The organism is Variovorax sp. E3, from assembly GCF_016082275.1.
Lineage (GTDB): Bacteria > Pseudomonadota > Gammaproteobacteria > Burkholderiales > Burkholderiaceae_C > Variovorax.
Genome location: NZ_MOWM01000002.1, coordinates 129,646 through 149,540, shown reverse-complemented (window position 1 = coordinate 149,540; position 19,895 = coordinate 129,646). Strand labels below are relative to the sequence as shown.

The following is a 19,895-nucleotide window of genomic DNA, read 5'->3' as shown; positions in this document are numbered from 1 at the left end:
CCCGCCCCGCCGCCCACGCCGAGCGCGAGCACCACGGCCGCCGCCATGCACCAGGGCCAGCGGCGATGCGGCGCGCGCCGGTCTTCCTGTTCGCGCTGCGCGTGTGCTTGCACCAACCGCGCGAGGTTCAACGCGGGCGGCAGCGGCTCTTCGGCGATCGGCGCCAGGGCCGCGCGCAGGGCCTGCCGGTGCTGCGCATGGGCCTCGACCTCGCGCGCGCTTCGGGGTGGTGGTCGAGGTAGTCCCGCACCTCGCGGCGGCGCGGCGCGTCGAGCGCGTCGTCGACGTAGGCATGCAGGTCTTCTTCGAGGATGGGACGTCCGTCCATGGGGTCACCGTTCATTTGAGCCTCCGCAGATGGGGGCGTGCCGATTGTCCCGCTTCGGGCGAGGCCGCCGACGGCGGCGGGTCGACGCCGTCGAGCATGCGGTGCAGCCGCTGGCGTGCGCGCGCCAGCCGCGACATCACGGTGCCCACGGGAATCTCCAGCGTCTTCGCGGCTTGCGCGTAAGACAGGTCTTCGACCGCGACCAGCAGCAGCACGGCGCGCTGGTCTTCAGGCAGCAGGTCGAGCGCGCGCATCAGCTCGTGGTGCCGCACGCGATGCTCCTGCGGCGCCGGCGTGCCCAGCTCGGTCTCGTCGATGTCTTCCATCGCCACGTGCAGGCCGCGGCGCGACTGCTGGCGCAGGCGGTGCATCGCCAGGTTGTGCAGGATGGCAAAGACCCACTGCCGCGTGTCGTTGACATCGCGCCGCTGGCTCCAGCGGCTGATGACGCGCTCCAGGCAGTCCTGCACCAGCTCGTCGGCCGACTCGCGATCGCGCAGCAAGGCGCGCGCATAGCGCCGCAATGCGGGGATCATCGGCTCGACGAGAAGGAGCAGGTCGTTCATCTTCCGGGCATCGCAGCGCGCGGCGGCACGGGCCTCAGAGGGCCTGCACCTGGACCGGCGTTCCGGGCTTGCCGCCCGATTGTGGCGCGATCACGAGGTAGCGCTTGCCGTCGCCGGGCGATGCGCCCTGGATCTGCTGGCGGATCGGGCCGATCGCATTCACGATCGCGGCGCCCGCCGGGTTGGTCATGAAGTTCGCGAGCGGCTGCAGCACGCCGCCGCCGTCCGGCTGCTCCGCCAGCGCGAGCACATAGGGCTGCCTGGGTTCGAGGCCGGTCGCCGAGGCTTGCAGCACCTGCAGCAGCCCCTGGTCGAACAGCGCCACGCTGGTCGGCGCGCTCTCGCCGGCCGCGTGCCTGCGCCCCTGCGGCTGCGGCGCCACCAGCGTCAGGTGCGCGACCTGGCCCGACAGGCCCGGCGCCTGCAGGCCCTGGGTGCCGTCGCCCGCTTCCGCCGGCACGGCGTTGGGCACATAGGCGATGGCCTGCGGTGCCTGCCCCACCGGCACCGTCGCGACCCCGGTGTTGGTTGCCGTGTCGATGGCGGTGAGCGCATCGGCGTTCTCCAGGCCCACGTACATGCGCTTGCCGTCGCCCGAGGGCCAGATGCCGTGCGGCAGCTTGCCCACTGGAATGGTCGCGACCTGCGAGAAGTCGTCCGTGCGAAACACCTTCACCACATTGAGCCCGCCAATGGTCACGTAGGCGAAGCTGCCCTTGGCCGTGGTCGCGAAGTTGACGTGGTTGGTGATCGGGCCGGTGTCGAAAGACTTGATGACGGCGAACGGCGGCTTCGCGTCGAACACCATCGTGCGGCCGACGTCCTTCAGCGTGAACCACACCTGCTTGCCGTCGGGCGTCGCGGCGATGTTGGGGCAGAACGGGCTGTCCTGCTTCACGCGGCCGACGGTCTGCTTGGTGGCCGTGTCGATCACCACCGTCTCGGGGTTGAACGAGGAGCACACGTAGCCGTACTTGCCGTCGGGCGAGAAGATCTGCATGCCGGGGCCGTTGGGCGTGGTGATGCGCGTCTTTTCCGTGAAGGTGGCGGCGTCGAGCACCGACACGTAGTTTTCGCCGCGCACCGTCACCCACACCTCCTTGCCGTCGGGCGTGAAGAAGGCTTCGTGCGGCGAGCGGCCGACGTAGGTGGTGTGCTTCACCGCGTTGGTCGCGGTGTCGATGAAGGTCACCGAGTTGGAGCCGATCGACACGATCGCGAGCGTGCGGTGGTCCGGCGAAAAACCCATGCCGTGCACCAGCACCTGGCCCCGGTACAGCGGGCTGAAGTTGCCGGGCGACGGGTCGCCCAGGCGAATCACGCCCAGCAGCTTGTTGTCGACCGGGTCGGTGACCGACACGGTGTTGGAGAACTGCTCGGCCGTGTAGACGCGGTCCCGGTGGCTCATGGGAATGTCGGCATCGGCGGCCGCAAGCGGCGCCTGGCCGGCCTGCGCGCAGGCGGCCGTGGCGGCCAATGCGGTGGCGGCGAGCCAATGGGAGAGGCTGTGTTTTTTCATGTTGTCGCTCGGGGTGGTGAAAGGGGTGTGCGAAGGAGAAACGGCTAGCGGCCGGCCTGCGTGGGTGACGCCGTCGACGGCGGCAGCGGCTGCCCGAGCGCCAGGCGCATCGCGGCAATCTCCTGCTGCTGCTCCACGATGATTTCTTGCGCGATGCGGCGCAACTGCTCGTTGCTGCCGTGGCGCAGTTCGGCCAGCGCCATGTCGATCGCGCCTGGTGGTGGGCGATCATCATCTCGGCGAAGTCGTTGTCGACCTTGCCGGACGGCTTGATGTTCATGCCGGCCATCATCCGGTTCATGGCCGCGTCGTTCTCGGCGGCGAACCCCGCCTCGGCCGGGTCGCTGCTGGTGCAGATGTCCATCAGCCCCATGAGCAAGCCCCCGCGCGCGCGCCCGGCGGCATCCGCGCCGCGGCGAAGGCGGCCGCGGCACAGGCAAGCGCCGCGGCGCCCAGGGCCAGCATGGCGGGGCGCGGCAAGCGGCGTGGAAATCGGATCTGCATCGGGGCTCCTCTACGTTCACGGCAATGGGCCGTTGCAGAGGTAGACCCCGGAGGCGGCGACTTATTCCAGCGGGTCTGAAAATAATTTCCGCAACGGCGCCGCTCGACCTTCCGAGCACTCGCCGCCGGCCTCGGCGGCCGCGCGGTTTCGGCCTCGTGGTTTCGCTCGCTTTTATAATATGATGACCATAATTTAAAAGGTGCCAGCCATGTCTTCACACACCACGTCAACCATCTTCGTCATCGGCGGAACGGGCGCCCAGGGCATGCCGATCATTCGCGCGCTGGTCGCGGATGGAAAGTACGCCGTGCGGGTGCTCACGCGCGACCTGAACTCCTCGCGGGCCAAGGAGCTGCTGGCGCTCGGCAACGTCTCGTTGCTCGAAGGCTCCTTCGCCGACGAGGCCGTGCTGCGCGAAGGCTTCTGCGGCTGCGACGGCGCCTTCGTCAACATCGACGGCTTCAACACCGGCGAGAAGACCGAGACCTACTGGGCCATTCGCGCGTATGAAATCGCGCTGGAGGTGGGCGTCAGGTTCTTCGTGTACGGCAACCTGGACTACGCGCTGAAGAAGGCCGACTTCGACTCCCGCTTTCGCACCGGCCACTACGACGGCAAGGGCCGCATGGGCGAATGGATCCGCTTCCAGACGCAGTCGAACGGCAAGCGCATGGGCGCGGCGATCTTCACCTCGGGCCCCTACATCGAGATGGCCATCTCCGCGATGACGCCGATGTCGCCGTCGGTGGAAGACGGCGTCGTCACGTGGCGGGTCCCGCTCGGCGAAGGCGCGGTGCCGCACGTGGCGCTGGAAGACTGCGGCTACTACGTGCGCTGGCTGTTCGATCATCCGCAGCTCGCCAACGGCATGGACCTCGAAGTCGCCATCGCGCATGTGGGCTACGCCGAACTCGCGGCCGCGTTCGAGAAGGTGACCGGGCACCCGGCGCGCTACATCGACACGGACCTGGACACCTACTGGAAGGGACCGTTCGGCCGCGTCGGCCACATGCCCGCCGGCTACAACGCCGACCCCGACGACAAGAGCACGATGAACATCCGTGACAACTTCACCGGCTTCTGGAACGTGTGGAAGCACAACGTGGTCAAGCGCAACTACGACCTGCTCGACGAGATCCATCCCCACCGGATCCGGAGCGTCGAAGAATGGCTGCGCAAGGAAGACTTGCGGGGGCAGGAACTCGGCAAGGGCACGCTGTGGGAAAGAGTCCAGGCAGGCAAGATGCAGAAGATTCTCAAGGACACCGAGGACATGCGGCAGGGCAAGCTGTAGAGAATCGGGCACCTCGCCCATTTCCAAACCTGGCGCCGAATGCCGCGCCCACCACCCTACCCCTCCCTATGCGCTACTCCAAGGAACACAAGCAGAAAACCCACGCGCAGATCACCGAAGCGGCCTCGGCCCGCTTTCGTGAGCAGGGGATAGACGGCATCGGCGTGGCTGGGCTGATGCAGTCGCTGGGCCTGACCCACGGCGGCTTCTACGCGCACTTCGAATCGAAGGACGCGCTGGTCGCCGAGTCGGTGGACACGGCCTTCGACCAGACCTTGCAGAGCCTGCGCGCCTACGCCGAAGCCGGGGAGCCCGGCCAGCACCTGGCGCGGCTGGTGGCGGCCTATACGTCCACCACCCACCGCGACTCGCCGGCCCAGGGCTGCATGGCCGCCGCCTTGTCGAGCGAGCTGCGCCGCCAGACCGGCGCCGTCCGCGAAGCGGCGGCACGCCGGCTCGACGACCTGCTCGCGCTGATCGACGACATGGCGCGCGACGACGGCCTGCAAGTGCCCGCGCCCGCCGTGCTGGCGCTGATGGTGGGGGCCGTGTCGCTCTCCAGGATCTCGACGGATGCCGCGCACGGCGAGCCTTATCTCGACGCGGCCAAGGCGGTGTTGTCGCTGATCGGGACGACGGCCGAGCGCTGACGGTCGTGACGCTCGCCCGAGCGCGGCGGGGGCCGGCGCTTCGTCGGCGAAAATCGGCGCCTCCCCGGTTCTCCAAGCGCTCGTGACCCCCACCGAATTCAAGGGCTTCATCCTCACCCGCCACTGGCGGGATGCGCCGGCTGGCACCGAGCTCGAATACTGGCTGGCCACCGATGCGGGGCCGGTGAAAGTGGTCCTGACCTCTCGGACCTCGGTCGCATTCGTCGCGGCCCGGCACCGGGCGGCGCTCGAAACGCAGCTCGCGACCATGCCCGGCATGCAGCAGCGCGAACTCGCGCTGAAGAACTTCCATCAGGAACCCGTCGTCGGCGTCTATGCGAAGCACTTCCGCCAGCTCGGGCGATTGGCGCGCGCCCTCCAGCCGCAAGGCATTCCCCTGCTCGAGGCCGACGTGCGCCCGCACGACCGCTACCTCATGGAGCGCTTCATCACCGCCGGCGTGCAAGTGGAAGGCGGCCGGGCGGAGCGCGGCGCCCTCGTCGACTGCAAGCTCAGGCCCGCACCCGAATTCCGGCCGGTGCTGAAGGTGGTGTCGCTGGACATCGAGACGAGCCAGCACGAAGCGCTCTACTCCATCGCGCTGGACGGCATGCCCGAGCGTGTGGTCTTCATGCTGGGCGAGGCACCGCCCGAACCGCCGCCGCAACCGCAGCCGCGCGAGCCCGCGGACTTCTCGCTCGTCTATTGCGCCAGCCGCAAGGCCATGATCGAGCAGCTCAACGACTGGTTCGAGCGGAACGACCCCGACGTCCTCATCGGCTGGAACGTCATCCAGTTCGACCTGCGCGTGCTCCAGAAAACCGCCAACGACAGCGGCGTGCAGCTTCTCCTGGGACGCGAGCGCCGGCCCATCGAATGGCGCACGCATCCGGGCAAGCAGGGCTACCTGTTCGCGCCCACGCCGGGCCGGGTGATCATCGACGGCATCGACGCGCTCAAGGCGGCGGTGTGGAGCTTTCCGTCCTTCAGCCTGGAGACCGTCTCGCAAACGCTGCTGGGCGAGGGCAAGGCTATCGGCGACGAGTACGACAAGATGGCCGAGATCGAGCGGCGCTACCAGCACGACAAGCCCGCGCTCGCGCACTACAACATCCGCGACTGCGAGCTGGTGCTGCGCATCTTCGAGAAGGCCAGGCTGCTGCAGTTCGTGATGGAGCGGGCCCACGCCACGGGCCTGCAGGCCGACCACTTCGGCGGCTCGATTGCCGCGTTCAGCCACCACTACCTGCCGCGCATGCATCGCCAGGGCTACGTGGCGCCGAGCGTGGGCGAGATTGCCAGCAAGGCCTACCCCGGCGGCTACGTGATGGACTCGAAGCCGGGCTTCTACGACTCCGTCGTGGTGCTGGACTACAAGAGCCTGTACCCCTCGATCATCCGCACCTTTCTGGTCGACCCGGTGGGCCTTGCCGAAGGCTCGCATGCCGCCGACCCGGCGCCGCTGGTCAAGGGGCCGGGCGGCACCCTCTTCTCGCGCGACAGGCATTGCCTGCCCGAAATCGTGACCACGCTGTGGCGCGCGCGGGACGAGGCCAAGCGCGTGAAGAACGAGCCGCTGTCGCAAGCGCTGAAGCTGCTCATGAACTCGTTCGCCGGCGTGCTGGGCGCGGCCGACTGCCGCTTCTTCAACCCGCAGCTGGTGTCGGCCGTCACCCTTCGCGGCCACGAGATGATGAAGCTCACGCGCGAGTTCGTGGAGCAGCGCGGCTACGAGGCCATCTACGGCGACACCGACTCCATCTTCATCTGGCTCAAGCGCACCCACACCAACGAGGAGGCGCACGCCGTCGCGGCAAGCCTGGCCAGCGACATCAACGAATGGTGGACGCGCGCCCTTCGCGAGGAGCAGGGCCTGGAGAACTTCCTGGAGATCGAGTTCGACACCCACTACAAGAAGTTCTTCATGCCCACCATCCGGGGCTCCGACGTGGGCAGCAAGAAGCGCTACGCGGGCCTGAGCGCGGATGCCGCGGGCAAGGAAGAAATGGTCTACCGCGGCCTGGAAATGGCCCGCAGCGACTGGACCCCGCTGGCGCGCCAGTTCCAGGAGGGGCTGCTCTCGCGCATCTTCCAGGGCGAGCCCTACAAGGCCTTCGTGGCCGACTACGCGCGCTCGACGCTGGCCGGCGAAAAAGACGAGCTGCTCATCTACCGCAAGCGCCTGCGCCACCGCCTGGACGCCTACCTCGTCAACGTGCCGCCGCAGGTTCGCGCCGCGCGCATCGCCGACGACTACAACGAACGCGTCAACCGGCCGAAGCAATACCAGAACGGCGGCTGGATCCAGTACGTCATGACCCGCAACGGGCCGGAGCCGCTGGAAACCCGCCAAGCCCGCATCGACTACGAGCACTACCTGAGCAAGCAGCTGCAGCCGATCGGCGACGCCATCCTCCAGCCGATGGGGGAGAGTTTCATGGCCCTCACGACCTCGCAGCAAGGTCTTTTCTAGCGCGTTTCACGCGGGGCGGCGCGCTTGCGCCGGCCACCCGCGCATCAGGGAATCTACGGATATATGATTCCCCGAATGGTCTTGATTGCGTGCAGTTTTTGTATACAAATAACGCATCCGAAAAGCCGGCGCGAAATTTGCGTCAAAACGGGTCCCAATCCCTACTCACTCGCACGAGGAAAGAAGACCATGAGCACAGTCGTCAGCCAGGCCCCCGCGGGGGCAAGCGAAGCCGGCATTGCGCCGCACGCGGAATCGAACGCCCTCATCAAGCCCGGCTACCACCCGCGCCTGACCAACGAAGACCTGGCGCCGCTGAAAAAGCAGACCTGGGGCCAATACAACATCTTTGCCTTCTGGATGTCCGACGTGCACAGCGTGGGCGGCTACATCACGGCCGGCAGCCTGTTCGCGCTGGGCCTGTCGAGCTGGCAGGTGCTGGTGTCGCTGCTGGTGGGCATCGTGATCGTGCAGTTCTTCTGCAACCTGGTGGCCAAGCCCAGCCAGGTGACGGGCGTGCCCTACCCCGTGGTGTGCCGCGCGCCCTTCGGCGTGCTGGGCGCCAACATCCCGGCCATCATCCGCGGGCTGATCGCGGTGGCCTGGTACGGCGTGCAGACCTACCTGGCGTCGGCCGCGTTCATGGTGCTGGCGCTGCACATGGCGCCGGGCCTCACGCCCTACGCGGACGTGGCGCAGCACGGCTTCGTCGGCCTGTCGGCCCTGGGCTGGGTCGCGTTCATGGTCATGTGGGTGCTGCAGGCCTTCGTGTTCTGGCACGGCATGGACGCCATCCGCAAGTTCATCGACTGGGCCGGGCCGGCGGTGTACGTGGTCATGGCCATCCTGTGCGGCTGGCTGGTGTGGAAGGCCGGCTGGAGCAAGATCGACCTGAACCTGGGCGGCATCAAGTTCCAGGGCTGGGACGCGCTGCCCGTGATGCTCTCGGCCATTGCGCTGGTGGTGAGCTACTTCAGCGGCCCGATGCTCAACTTCGGCGACTTCTCGCGCTACGGCAAGAGCTTCGACGCGGTGAAGAAGGGCAACTTCTGGGGCCTGCCGATCAACTTCATCTTCTTCTCGCTGCTGACCGTGATCACCACTGCGGCCACGCTGCCCGTGTTTGGTGAACTCATCACCGATCCGGTGCACACCGTGGGCAAGATCGACAGCACCACCGCCGTGGTGCTGGGCGCGCTGACCTTCATGATCGCCACCATCGGCATCAACATCGTGGCCAACTTCGTGTCGCCGGCCTTCGACTTCTCGAACGTGGCGCCGCAGCACATCAGCTGGCGCACGGGCGGCATGATCGCGGCCGTGGGCTCGGTGTTCCTCACGCCGTGGAACCTTTACAACAGCCCCGAGGTCATTCACTACACGCTCGACGTGCTGGGTTCGTTCATCGGCCCGCTGTTCGGCATCCTGATTGCCGACTACTACATCGTGCGCAAGCAGCGCATCGACGTGGACGCCCTCTACACCATGAGCCCCAAGGGCGAGTACTGGTACAGCGGCGGCTACAACCCGAAGGCGATCATGGCGCTGGTGCCGGCGGCACTGGTGCCCATCCTGTGCGTGATGGTGCCGACGCTGCGCGGCGCCGCCAACTATGCGTGGTTCATCGGCATGGGCCTGGGCTTCGTGCTCTACGTGCTTTTGAACCGCAACAACAAGACCTGAAAACCAGAGAAAGAAAGGGACCGCGCCGTGCGCATCAAGCTCATCAACCCCAACACCACCTGGAGCATGACCGAGAAGATCGGTGCATGCGCCCGCGCGGTGGCGCACGCCGGCACCGAGATCGTGGCCGTGAGCCCGGCCATGGGGCCGGTCTCCATCGAGAGCCACTACGACGAGGCGCTGGCCGTGCCGGGGTTGCTGCAGGAAATTGCGGCGGGCGAGCGCGACGGCATCGACGGTTACGTGATCGCCTGTTTCGGCGACCCAGGCCTGAAGGCCGCGCGCGAACTGGCAAGCGGCCCCGTGGTCGGCATCGCCGAAGCCGCCATGCACCTGGCCAGCATGGTCGGCAGCCGCTTCAGCGTGGTGACCACGCTGGGCCGCACCTTGGGCCAGGCCTGGCACCTGGCCGAGATCTACGGCATGGAGCGCTTCTGCGCCAACGTGCGCGCCTGCGAGCTGCCGGTGCTCGAGCTCGAAGAGCCCGGCTCGCGCGCCCGCGAGCGCATCGTCGACGAATGCCGCCGCGCGCTCGAAGAAGACGGCTCCGACTGCATCGTGCTCGGCTGCGCCGGCATGACCGACCTGTGCGAACACATCGAGCAGCTGCTGGGCGTGCCGGTGATCGACGGCGTGGCCGCGGGCACCAAGCTCATCGAGTCGCTCGTGGCCCTGAAGCTGCGCACCAGCAAGCGCGGGGAGCTGGCAAAGCCCCTGCCCAAGCCCATCATTGGCGCGCTCGAAGGCTTCACGCTCGCGCGCTAGGCCACAATTCGCGCATGCCCCGCGCCAGTTCCAAACCCAACGCCAACACTGTCTCCCCCGCCGCAGCCGCGCCGTCCGATGACGCCGCCGCCCCGGCGGACAAGCAAAGCTCCATCGAAAGCATCGCCAACGACATCGCCACCGCGATCGTCGAAAAGCGCCTGCCGCCCGGCACCTGGCTGCGCGAAGAGGCGCTGGGCCGCGTCTACTCGGTCAGCCGCACCAAGGTGCGCGCCGCGCTGCTGATGCTGTCCAAGGACAAGCTCATCGAGATGATTCCCGACAAGGGCGCCTTCGTGAGCCAGCCCAGCGTCGAAGAAGCGCGCGAGGTGTTCGCGGTGCGCCGCATCCTGGAGAGCGAGGTAGTGCGCATCTTCATCGCCAACGCCCGCCCGCGCGACTACCAGGTGCTGGAGCAGCACATCAAGTTCGAGCGCACCGCGCTGCGCCAGACCACCACCACGGGCACCGTGCGCGAGAAGCTGCTGGGCGACTTCCACGTGGCGCTGGCCGAGGCCACGGGCAACCGCACGCTGGCCGAACTGGTGCGCGAACTGGTGGCGCGCAGTTCGCTGATTGCCATGCTGTACCACTCGTCGAACGACCCGCACTGCTCGTCCGACGAGCACGGCGAGTTCCTGCGCCTGTGCCGCAAGGGCGACGTCGAGGCCGCGGTGACCAGCATGACCGAGCATCTGGAGCGCATCGAGGCCAGCCTCGAGCTGGGCATCGACAAGCCCGACCGCCAGCTCGACCTGGTGAAGGCGCTGCTGGCCTGAGGCGGCCCAGGCCCCGCCCGGCAGGCGGGGGGGCACACGGCCGGCGGGCCGGTGCGACTGTCACACAACCGCGTCATGCTGCACCCCGGACGGGCTCCGCGTTCCTTTTTTCCGCGGACGCCCCACCGACGAACCACCCAACAGCATGCCCCGGCACATTCGGCCCATCGACATTCCTGCCTCGCATCCCGCGGTCTCCCCGTTCTTCCAGCCCATCGTGGACCTGCGCCAGGGCACGATCTTCGGTCACGAGGCCCTGATACGCGGCCCCGCCGGCACCCCGCTGCACAGCCCCCTGGCACTGCTGGCCCAGGCGGCCAGCGAGTCGCGGCTGACCGAGTTCGAGCTGCACTGCGTCGAAGTCATCCTGACCCACTGGGGCCATTTGGCCGGGCCGGGCCGGCTCTTCGTGAACATGAGCGCCGACGCGCTGGTCGCGGCCATGGGCGGCGTGGGCACCGCGTGCTGGCTCGAACGCACGCTCGCGCGCTGCGACGTGTCGGCGCGCGACGTGACGGTGGAGCTCACCGAGCAGCGCGCCGCCGGCAACCCCGAGGCGCTGCGCCAGGCCGTCAAGGCGCTGCATGCGCTGGGCGCGCGCGTGGCGCTCGACGACTTCGGTGAGGGCCATTCGAACCTGCGGCGCTGGAAAGACCTGCAGCCCGACTTCGTGAAGATCGACAAGCTGCTGACCCAGGGCATCGCGAGCTGCCCGCACGGTGTGGCCATGGTGCGCACCATCGTCGGCCTGGGCCACGCCATGGGCACCGAGCTGGTGGCCGAAGGCGTGGAAGACGCCAAGGACCTGCGCGTGCTGCGCGACCTGGGCATCGCGCACGGACAGGGCTACCTGTTCGGCCGGCCGGCGCCGGCGCTGCAGCCGGTGCTGCCCGCGCCCGTGGCGGCCATCATCCAGGACACCCGCATCGCCGTCATGCCGCACGCCGCACAGCCGTCGCAGCCGAACGTGCTGCGCGGCCTGTCGGTGATCCAGGCGCCCGCGCTGAGCCCGATGACGCCGATCGACGAGGTCTCGGCCACCTTCCAGAAGCACCCCGACCTGCATGCGCTGGCCGTGGTCGACCGGGGGCGGCCGGTGGCGCTGATCAACCGGCAGTCGTTCATGAACGACTACGCGCGCATGTACTTTCGCGAGGTGCACGGGCGCCGGCCCTGCCTGTCGTACGGCAGCCTGTCGCCGCGCATCGTGGAGCGCGAGGAGAACGTCGAGAGCCTGCTGGGCATCCTGATGTCGGAAGACCAGCGCTACCTGCGCGAGGGCTTCATCGTGACCGAGCAGAACCGCTACGCCGGCCTGGGCACCGGCGACCAGCTGGTGCGCGCCGTGACCGAGGCGCGCATCGAGGCCGCGCGGCACGCCAACCCGCTGACCTTTCTGCCGGGCAACATCCCCATCAACATCCACATCGCGCGCCTGCTCGAAGGCCGCGCCGATTTTGTCGCCTGCTATGCGGACCTGAACAACTTCAAGGTGTTCAACGACCACTACGGCTACTGGCGCGGCGACGAGATGATCCTGCTGCTGGCGCGCCTTGCGACGCAACACGCCAACCCGCACCGCGACTTCGTCGGCCACATCGGCGGCGACGACTTCCTGGTGCTGTTCCAGAGCCCCGACTGGCGCGAGCGCTGCGCCGCCATGATCGACGACTTCAACCGGCAGGCGCCCGACCTCTACGACGAGGCGGAGCGGCTGGCGGGCGGCGTCGTGGGCGAAGACCGGCAGGGCGTGGTCCGCTTCACGCCGTGCGCCACGCTGTCGATCGGCGCGGTGCGCATCGCGCCGGACATGTTCAGGCACGCGGAAGACGTGGCCAGCGAGGCGGCGATCGCGAAGCATGAGGCCAAGCACACGGCGTCGGGCCTGACGGTGCGCGAGGCCCGGCCGCGGGCCTGAGCCCCCGAAATTCCCCCGGAACGGCCCCGGTCGGCTTCGGGTTTTTCCGGGTCAAGATTGTTGCATAAGTTGTATACAGTTTGGCGTACACATTGAGGCGTGCGCCATGGCAGGGCCCTGCCGCTCGCTTCTCCCCTCGCAGCAGCAGGAGACAAAGATGACGGCCGACGACACACTTTCCAAAGTCCATCCCGTGGACCAGCGGCTGCCTTCGGGCAAGCTCGCCGCCCTCGGATTGCAGCATGTGCTGGTGATGTATGCGGGGGCCGTCGCGGTGCCGCTGATCGTCGGGCGCGCGCTCAAGCTCACGCCCGACGAGGTCGCGCTGCTGATCTCGGCCGACCTGTTCTGCTGCGGCATCGCCACGCTCATTCAGGCGCTGGGCGCCACGCAATGGTTCGGCATCAAGCTGCCGGTGATGATGGGCGTGACCTTCGCGTCGGTCGCGCCGATGGTCGCCATTGCCAACGCCAACCCCGGGCAGAACGGGGCCCAGTTGCTGTTCGGCGCCATCATCGGCGCGGGCGTGGTGTCGATACTGATCGCGCCGCTCGTGAGCCGCATGCTGCGCTTCTTTCCGCCGGTGGTCACGGGCACCATCATTGCCGTCATCGGCATCAGCCTGATGCGCGTGGGCATCAACTGGATCTTCGGCAACCCCGTGGGCCCGACCGCGCCCGCGCTGGTCGACCCCGTGTACGCCAAGTGGCTGGCCGAGGTGACCTCGCCGGGCAGCTCGATCCCGGCCGTGCCCAAGGGCTTCGCGATCATGCCGACCGTGCCCAACCCCAAGTACGCGGACCTCTCGGGCTTCGGCGTGGCCGCGCTGGTGCTGGTGTCGATCCTGTTGATCGTGAAGTACGCCAAGGGCTTCGTCGCCAACATCTCGGTGCTGCTGGGCATCGTGATCGGCGCGGTGGTGGCGTCCGTTACCGGGCTCATGACCTACGAGAAGGTGGGCAAGGCCGCGTGGGTCGACATCGTGCTGCCCTTTCACTTCGGCATGCCGCAGTTCGACCCGATCCTGATCCTCACCATGACGCTCATCATGATCGTGGTGATGATCGAGTCGACCGGCATGTTCCTGGCGCTCGGCGAAATGACCGGCCGCAAGATCGAGCAGAAAGACCTGGCGCGCGGCCTGCGCACCGACGGCCTGGGCACGCTCATCGGCGGCGTGTTCAACACCTTTCCGTACACCAGCTTCTCGCAGAACGTGGGCCTGGTGGCCGTTACCGGCATCCGCAGCCGCTATGTGTGCGTGGCGGGCGGCGTGATCCTCATCGTGCTGGGCCTGCTGCCGAAGATGGCCGCGCTGGTGGAGTCGCTGCCCACGGTGGTGCTCGGCGGCGCGGGCCTGGTCATGTTCGGCATGGTGGCCGCGACCGGCATCCGCATCCTGTCGGGCGTGGACTTCAAGACCAACCGCCACAACGCGATGATCGTCGCGGTGTCGATCGGCATCGGCATGATTCCGCTGATTGCACCCAACTTCAAGCAGTGGATGCCGCACGCGATTCACTCGCTGATCGAGTCGGGCATTCTGCTGGCGTCGATTGCGGCGGTGCTGCTGAACCTGTTCCTCAACGGCGCGAAGCACGACGAGCAGGCCATGATCGCCGCTGCCAAGCAGGCCGAGGCGCACTGAGTTTTTCTCTTCTTCTTCAGATCATCGCCAGCGGCGTCTTGCGCCGCGGCGGTGGGTGCAGGCGGTCGAGTTCCTGCAGGGTCGCCGCGTCGAGCTCGAGCTGTGCGGCGGCCAGGTTTTCTTTCAGGTGCGCGCTGCGCACCGCCTTCGGAATCGCCGCCACGCCGGGCCTTGCGATCACCGCGGCCAGCGCCAGTTGCGCGGCGCTCACGCCGAGCTTGCCGGCCAGCTCTCCCAACGCATCGTCACCCGCCAGTGCCCCCTGGTCGATCGGGCTGTAGGCCATCAGCGGCATGGCGCGTTCGCGCTGCCACGGCAGCAGGTCGAACTCGGGGCCACGCTCACCCAGCGACAGGTAGACCTGGTTGGCCGCGCAGCCCGGCCCGTTGCCGGTGAGCGGCTCCAGCTCTTGCATGTCGTCGGTGTCGAAATTGCTCACGCCCCAGTGCGCGATGCGCCCGTCGGCCACCAGCGACTGCATCGCGGCGACGGTGTCGCGCAGCGGATGGTTGCCGCGCCAGTGCAGCAGGTAGAGGTCGATGGCGTCGAGCCCCAGCCGCTTCAGGCTGCGCTCGCAGGCCTCGCGCGTGCCGCGCCGGCTGGCGTTGTGCGGGTAGACCTTGCTGACGACGAAGAGCTCGTCGCGCCGCACGTCGCCCGCGCGCAATGCCTCGGCCACGGCCTGCCCCACGACGGTTTCCGCGCCGCCCTCGCCGTACATTTCGGCGGTGTCGATGAGCCGGTAGCCCAGCACGATGGCCTCGCGCACCGCGGCCACTTCGGCCGCGCGCCGGGCCGCGTCTTCGCCCATGCGCCAGGTGCCCAGGCCGAGTACCGGCATCTTGCCGCCGGTGGGGAGTGAGAGTGTTCGCATGGGCCCATGGTACGGAGGGCCGATGCCCCTGTCAGCCCTGCGACAACGACAGCCACACCGTCACGAGCAGGCCGCGACCGCCCTCGCCCGCGTCCAGCGCAACCTGCCCCCGGTGCTTCTCCAGCACCGAGCGCACGATGGCCAGCCCCAGCCCGCTGCCCGACTGCGTCTGGTCGGGGTTGCGAAAGAAGCGGTCGAACACGCGCTCGCGCAGCGCCGGCGGAATGCCCGGCCCCTGGTCGGCCACGCGCAGCACCGCGCGCGTACCGTCGCGCCCCACACGCACAGTGACCGTGCCGCCGTCGGGGCTGTACTTGATGGCGTTCTCGATGAGGTTGCTCAGCATCGAGATCAGGCTCTCGCGCTCGCCGAACACGGGCACGAACCCTTCACAAGCGACGTCGAACCTCACGCCGCGCGCATGCGCCAGCGGCTCGACCAGCGAGACGCGGTCGCGCACCAGCGCGTCGAGCGCCAGGGTCTCGGGCACCGCGTCCTGCGGCATTTCGTCGCTGCGCATCAGCTGCTGCAGCTGCCCCACCAGCCGCGTCGCGCGGTCGTTGCTGCGCAGCAGGTTGGCCATGAGCTCGCGCTGCCCCGCGTCGTGGGTCTGCGCCTTCAGCGCCTCGACGTTCACGCGCATGGCGTCCAGCGGGGTGCGCAGCTCGTTGGCCGCATCGGCAATCAGCCCGCGCTCGCGCGCCGCGCGGTCGCGCACGCTGCGCAGCAGGCCGTTGATGCTGCGCACCATCGGCCGCAGTTCCGTGTGCGGCGGCTCGAACGACAGCGGCGTGAGGTCGGCGGGCCCGCGCTCGGCCGTCTCGCGCGTCACCTGCCGCCAGGGCCGCAGCGCCAGCAGCACGGCCAGCCATGCGGGAAACACCAGGAACGGCAGGCTGATGATCAGCGGCAGCAGGTAGTAGCTGCGGTTCTCGATGGTGAAGTTCAGCCGGAAGTAGTTGGGCTCGGCCAGCACCACGCGGGTGTCGAGCAGCGGCGACGCCATGGTGCGCGCGCGCAGCGACCGGCCGCCGAACCGGATGGTCTCGACCTTGCCGAGCACGCGGTTGATGATCGGCGGCACCGACGAGGTCGAGCTGTAGATCAGCTTGCCCCGCTGCCACACCTGCATGACGGGCGCCTTGTCGGACTCGGAAGAAAAGTCGCCCGAGGTCTCCAGCAGCGTCAGGTCGAAGGACTTCAGCGTTTCCTGCTGCCGGTCGGGCGAGGCCGCGAGGTTCTGCGTGGCCGTGATGATGGTGGCGTAGACCGTGTCGTAGCGCACGAGCTCAGGCCTGCTGTTGGAGTCGTGCACGAACAGGCCGATAGCCAAGGCCCACATCAATGCGACCACCAAGACCTGCGCCAGCAGCAGGCGCCGCAGCAGCGAAGGCTGCACCCATCGCTGCCACCGCCGGGCGAGCGCCCGCACGATCACCGCGCGCCGCTCCGCACGCGCGCCGATGCCCGCGCCGTGGCCGGCGTTGTTCTCGACAAGCAAAGGATTCATGGGTCTCCAGGCGGCCCGTCCCCCTCGAGGAAGCCGCGAGCGGGCGGAGTATGTGCCCGGGCGAACCGGCGGAATTCAGAAAACCTTCATGAATTCGCCCCGCCGCGCGGTGGGCCGGCCTGTGCAAGGCGCCTTCAGGCTTCTAATTTTCTGAAGTCAAAGACACTTCCGTGACAGAAAAATCCTGCCATCCCCAAGGAAAGCCCTACGCAGCGCCTTCTCATTTTGTCAACACTGAGTGGGTGCCAACCCCGAGCCGTGGCACGGCTCGTGCTCCTAGAATTTTTGTGCGGCCTTGCGTCACGAGCGCATGCGCCCCACCGAAACGATTTTTGAACAACAGGTTGAGTCAATGCAGAAAAAGCACAGGATTGCCGTCATTCCCGGAGACGGCATCGGCGTCGAGGTCATGCCCGAAGGTTTGCGCGTGCTCGACGCGGTCGGTCGCCGCTTCGGCATCGACTTTTCCTACGACCACTTCGACTGGGGCTCCGACCACTATGTGCGCACCGGCCTGATGATGCCGGCCGACTGGGCCGACAAGATCCAGGGCCATGACGCCATCTACTTCGGCGCCGTGGGCGCGCCCGACAAGGTGCCGGACCACATCGCCGTGTGGGGCCTCCTGATCAAGATCCGCCGCGACTTCGACCAGTACGTCAACCTGCGCCCCGTGCGCCTGATGCCCGGCGTGCCCGGCCCGCTGGCGCACCGCAAGCCCGGCGACATCGACTTCCTGGTGGTGCGCGAGAACACCGAAGGCGAATACACCTCGGTGGGCGGGCGCCTGTTCGAAGGCACGCCGCGCGAAATGGCCATTCAAGAGGCCGTGTTCACCCGCGTCGGCGTGGACCGCATCATCGAGTACGCGTTCGAGCTGGCCAGCCGCCGCCCGCGCAAGAACCTGGTGGCCGCGACCAAGTCGAACGGCATCTCGGTGACCATGCCCTACTGGGATGAGCGCCTGGCCGAAATCGCCAAGCGCCACCCCGACATCGCGACCAGCAAGTACCACATCGACATTCTGTGCGCGCACTTCGTGCAGCACCCCGACTGGTTCGACGTGGTGGTGGCCTCCAACCTGTTCGGCGACATCCTGTCGGACCTGGGCCCGGCGTGCACCGGCACCATCGGCATCGCGCCGTCGGCCAACCTGAACCCGGAGCGCAAGTTCCCCTCGCTGTTCGAGCCGGTGCACGGCTCGCGCCCGACATCGCGGGCAAGGGCATCGCCAACCCGATCGGCCAGATCTGGTCGGCCGCGCTCATGCTCGACCACCTGGGCAACAACGACCCGGTGTACGCGCAGGCTTCGGCCGCGGTGATCTCGGCCATCGAGACGGTGCTGAGCGAAGGTCCGCGCACGCGCGACATGGGCGGCACGGCCAACACGGTGGACGTGGGCCGCGCGATTGCCGACTGCATCTCGGCATGACGCTGCCGCGAACCCGCTGCAAGGTTCGACTTCGGGCAGGCCGGCCGGGGCGCGCCCGCGCCGACGGCGCGCCTCAGCTTCAACATAACGCGCGCCGGAGTGACTGAACCATGGGCCTGTTCCTGCTGAAGCGCACGCTGACACTGGTCGGCACGCTGATCGGCGCGTCGATCATCGTCTTCCTGGTGCTGGAGATTCTTCCGGGCAACGCGGCGCAAATGCTGATGGGGCCCGACGCCTCGCCCGAGGCCGTTGCGGCGCTTGCCACCAAGCTGGGCCTGGACCTGCCCGCGTGGACGCGCTACTGGCACTGGATCGGCGGCCTGCTCACCGGCAACCTCGGCGACAGCTACGCCTACAGCTCGCCGGTGCTCGACCTCATCCTCGAACGCCTTGCGCTCACGATGCCGCTCGCGCTGCTGGCGATGTTCTTCACCACGGTGATCGCGCTGCTCGTGGGCGTGACCGCCGCCGCGCGCCACAACAAGCTGGGCGACGTGGGCCTGATGGGCATGGCCCAGGTCGCATTGCCATTCCGAATTTCTGGTTCGCGATTCTTCTGATCCTCGTGTTCTCGGTGAAGCTGCAGTGGTTCTCGGCCGGCGGCTTCGAGGGCTGGGGCGACGGCTTCTTCGCGGGCATCAAGTCGCTGCTGCTGCCGGCGTTGTCGCTGGCCGTCGTTCAGGCCGCGATCCTTGCGCGCATCACCCGTTCCGCCGTGCTCGAGGTGATGCGCGAAGACTTCGTGCGCACCGCGCGCGCCAAGGGCGTGTCGCAGCGCATGGTGCTGTGGACCCACGTGCTGCGCAACGCCATGATTCCCGTCATCACCGTGATGGGCATGCAGTTCTCCGAGTTGCTCGCGGGCACCATCGTGGTCGAGAACGTGTTCTATCTTCCCGGCCTCGGCCGACTCATCTTCCAGGCCATCAGCAACCGCGACCTGATCGTGGTGCGCAACTGCGTGATGCTGCTCGCGGCCATGGTCGTCATCGTGAATTTCGTGGTCGACGTGCTCTACGCCGTGATCGACCCGCGCATCAAGGCCAGCGACATATGAACGCCATCACGGCCCCTGCCCCCAGCGCCGCGGCGCTGAAGCTCCCCGGTTTCTGGCAACGCGCCGTCAAGCATCGCAGCTTCGTCATCGGCGGCGTGCTGGCCGCGTTGCTGCTCGTTGCCGCGCTCGTGTCCTTCGTGTGGACGCCGTGGTCGCCCTATGCCATGGACATGGCCAACAAGATGCAGTCACCCTCGGGCTCGCACTGGCTGGGCACCGACGCGTTCGGGCGCGACGTGGCCTCGCTGCTGTTGGTGGGCGCGCGCGCGTCCATCCTCGTGGGCGTGATTGCCGTGGGCATCGGCCTGGTGGTCGGTACCGCGCTGGGCCTGCTGGCCGCCGCCAAGCGCGGCTGGGTCGAAGAGGCCGTCATGCGGCTGTCGGACTTCACGCTGGCCTTTCCCGCAATTCTCTCGGCCATCATGATGACGGCCGTGTTCGGCGCGGGCATCGTGAATGCCATCGTCGCCATCGGCATCTACAACATCCCGACCTTCGCGCGCATCACGCGGGCGTCGGCCAACGCCATCTGGTCGCGCGAATACGTGGCGGCCTCGCGCGCCTGCGGCAAGGGCCAGTTCGCCATCACCATGCAGCATGTGCTGCCGAACATCTCGGCCGTGCTGATCGTGCAGATCACCATCCGCTTCGCCATTGCCATCCTGGCCGAGGCCGCGCTGTCGTACCTGGGCCTGGGCACGCAGCCGCCGCAACCCTCGTGGGGCCGCATGCTCAGCGAAGCGCAGACGCTCATGTTCCAGCAGCCGCTGCTGGCGGTCTTTCCCGGCATGGCCATCGCGCTGGCGGTGCTGGGCCTGAACCTGCTGGGCGACGGCCTGCGCGACCTGCTCGATCCGCGCCTCGCACGCGCACGCTGAGACCACGCACG

Annotated in this window: 15 protein-coding genes and 3 pseudogenes; 11 read left to right on the top strand and 7 right to left on the bottom strand. The window is 68.0% G+C overall.

Features of this window, described 5'->3' with window-relative positions:
• Nucleotides 1-127: 127 nt before the first annotated feature.
• From BMG07_RS01380 to BMG07_RS44600, 5 genes and pseudogenes are all read right to left on the bottom strand, one after another.
• Nucleotides 128-328 carry an anti-sigma factor gene (locus BMG07_RS01380; protein WP_198082843.1) on the bottom strand — a complete coding sequence of 67 codons (201 nt, stop codon included), beginning with the start codon at nt 326-328 and terminating at the stop codon, nt 128-130.
• An 11-nt stretch (nt 329-339) separates the two neighbouring features.
• Nucleotides 340-894: a sigma-70 family RNA polymerase sigma factor gene (locus tag BMG07_RS01375; protein ID WP_198082842.1), complete on the bottom strand. Its 555-nt coding sequence runs from the start codon at nt 892-894 to the stop codon at nt 340-342.
• 34 nt (nt 895-928) lie between these two features.
• Nucleotides 929-2,413 carry a YncE family protein gene (locus BMG07_RS01370; RefSeq protein WP_198082841.1) on the bottom strand — a complete coding sequence of 495 codons (1,485 nt, stop codon included), beginning with the start codon at nt 2,411-2,413 and terminating at the stop codon, nt 929-931.
• A gap of 44 nt (nt 2,414-2,457) precedes the next feature.
• Nucleotides 2,458-2,747: pseudogene (locus BMG07_RS01365) on the bottom strand (DUF305 domain-containing protein); the annotation flags it as partial.
• Between the two features lie 29 nt (nt 2,748-2,776).
• Complete coding sequence (locus BMG07_RS44600; protein WP_374221216.1) at nt 2,777-2,917, bottom strand: hypothetical protein; 141 nt, start codon at nt 2,915-2,917, stop codon at nt 2,777-2,779.
• A gap of 209 nt (nt 2,918-3,126) precedes the next feature.
• Between BMG07_RS44600 and BMG07_RS01360 the strand changes: the two genes are divergently transcribed.
• From BMG07_RS01360 to BMG07_RS01325, 8 genes are all read left to right on the top strand, one after another.
• Nucleotides 3,127-4,212 (top strand): NmrA family NAD(P)-binding protein, encoded by a 1,086-nt coding sequence (locus tag BMG07_RS01360; RefSeq protein ID WP_198082840.1) that lies wholly within the window; start codon nt 3,127-3,129, stop codon nt 4,210-4,212.
• 68 nt (nt 4,213-4,280) lie between these two features.
• Entirely contained in the window at nt 4,281-4,862 is a 582-nt protein-coding gene (locus tag BMG07_RS01355) for a TetR/AcrR family transcriptional regulator (RefSeq protein ID WP_198082839.1), read from the top strand.
• 82 nt (nt 4,863-4,944) lie between these two features.
• Nucleotides 4,945-7,335, top strand: a complete 2,391-nt coding sequence (locus tag BMG07_RS01350) for a DNA polymerase II (protein ID WP_198082838.1) — start codon at nt 4,945-4,947, stop codon at nt 7,333-7,335.
• A 189-nt stretch (nt 7,336-7,524) separates the two neighbouring features.
• Nucleotides 7,525-9,018 (top strand): NCS1 family nucleobase:cation symporter-1, encoded by a 1,494-nt coding sequence (locus BMG07_RS01345; RefSeq protein WP_198082837.1) that lies wholly within the window; start codon nt 7,525-7,527, stop codon nt 9,016-9,018.
• Nucleotides 9,019-9,045: 27 nt separating this feature from the next.
• Nucleotides 9,046-9,783 (top strand): aspartate/glutamate racemase family protein, encoded by a 738-nt coding sequence (locus BMG07_RS01340; RefSeq protein WP_198082836.1) that lies wholly within the window; start codon nt 9,046-9,048, stop codon nt 9,781-9,783.
• A gap of 14 nt (nt 9,784-9,797) precedes the next feature.
• Complete coding sequence (locus tag BMG07_RS01335; protein ID WP_198082835.1) at nt 9,798-10,562, top strand: GntR family transcriptional regulator; 765 nt, start codon at nt 9,798-9,800, stop codon at nt 10,560-10,562.
• 145 nt (nt 10,563-10,707) lie between these two features.
• Nucleotides 10,708-12,480 (top strand): phosphodiesterase, encoded by a 1,773-nt coding sequence (locus BMG07_RS01330; RefSeq protein WP_198082834.1) that lies wholly within the window; start codon nt 10,708-10,710, stop codon nt 12,478-12,480.
• 157 nt (nt 12,481-12,637) lie between these two features.
• Nucleotides 12,638-14,128, top strand: a complete 1,491-nt coding sequence (locus tag BMG07_RS01325; protein WP_198082833.1) for a nucleobase:cation symporter-2 family protein — start codon at nt 12,638-12,640, stop codon at nt 14,126-14,128.
• A 16-nt stretch (nt 14,129-14,144) separates the two neighbouring features.
• On the opposite strand, the gene BMG07_RS01320 is transcribed toward BMG07_RS01325, so the two are convergent.
• Entirely contained in the window at nt 14,145-15,002 is an 858-nt protein-coding gene (locus BMG07_RS01320) for an aldo/keto reductase (protein WP_198082832.1), read from the bottom strand.
• A 31-nt stretch (nt 15,003-15,033) separates the two neighbouring features.
• The gene (locus tag BMG07_RS01315) at nt 15,034-16,512 is read right to left on the bottom strand and encodes a HAMP domain-containing sensor histidine kinase (RefSeq protein WP_198082831.1); all 1,479 of its coding nucleotides are present in this window, start codon (nt 16,510-16,512) and stop codon (nt 15,034-15,036) included.
• A 352-nt stretch (nt 16,513-16,864) separates the two neighbouring features.
• Between BMG07_RS01315 and BMG07_RS01310 the strand changes: the two are divergent.
• From BMG07_RS01310 to BMG07_RS01300, 3 genes and pseudogenes are all read left to right on the top strand, one after another.
• Nucleotides 16,865-17,946 (top strand): annotated as a pseudogene (locus BMG07_RS01310) (tartrate dehydrogenase).
• A gap of 110 nt (nt 17,947-18,056) precedes the next feature.
• Nucleotides 18,057-19,006 (top strand): annotated as a pseudogene (locus BMG07_RS01305) (ABC transporter permease).
• Nucleotides 19,003-19,884, top strand: coding sequence for an ABC transporter permease (locus BMG07_RS01300; protein ID WP_198082830.1), 882 nt, complete (start codon nt 19,003-19,005; stop codon nt 19,882-19,884). The pseudogene BMG07_RS01305 and the gene BMG07_RS01300 overlap by 4 nt, the downstream one beginning before the upstream one ends.
• Nucleotides 19,885-19,895 lie beyond the last annotated feature (11 nt).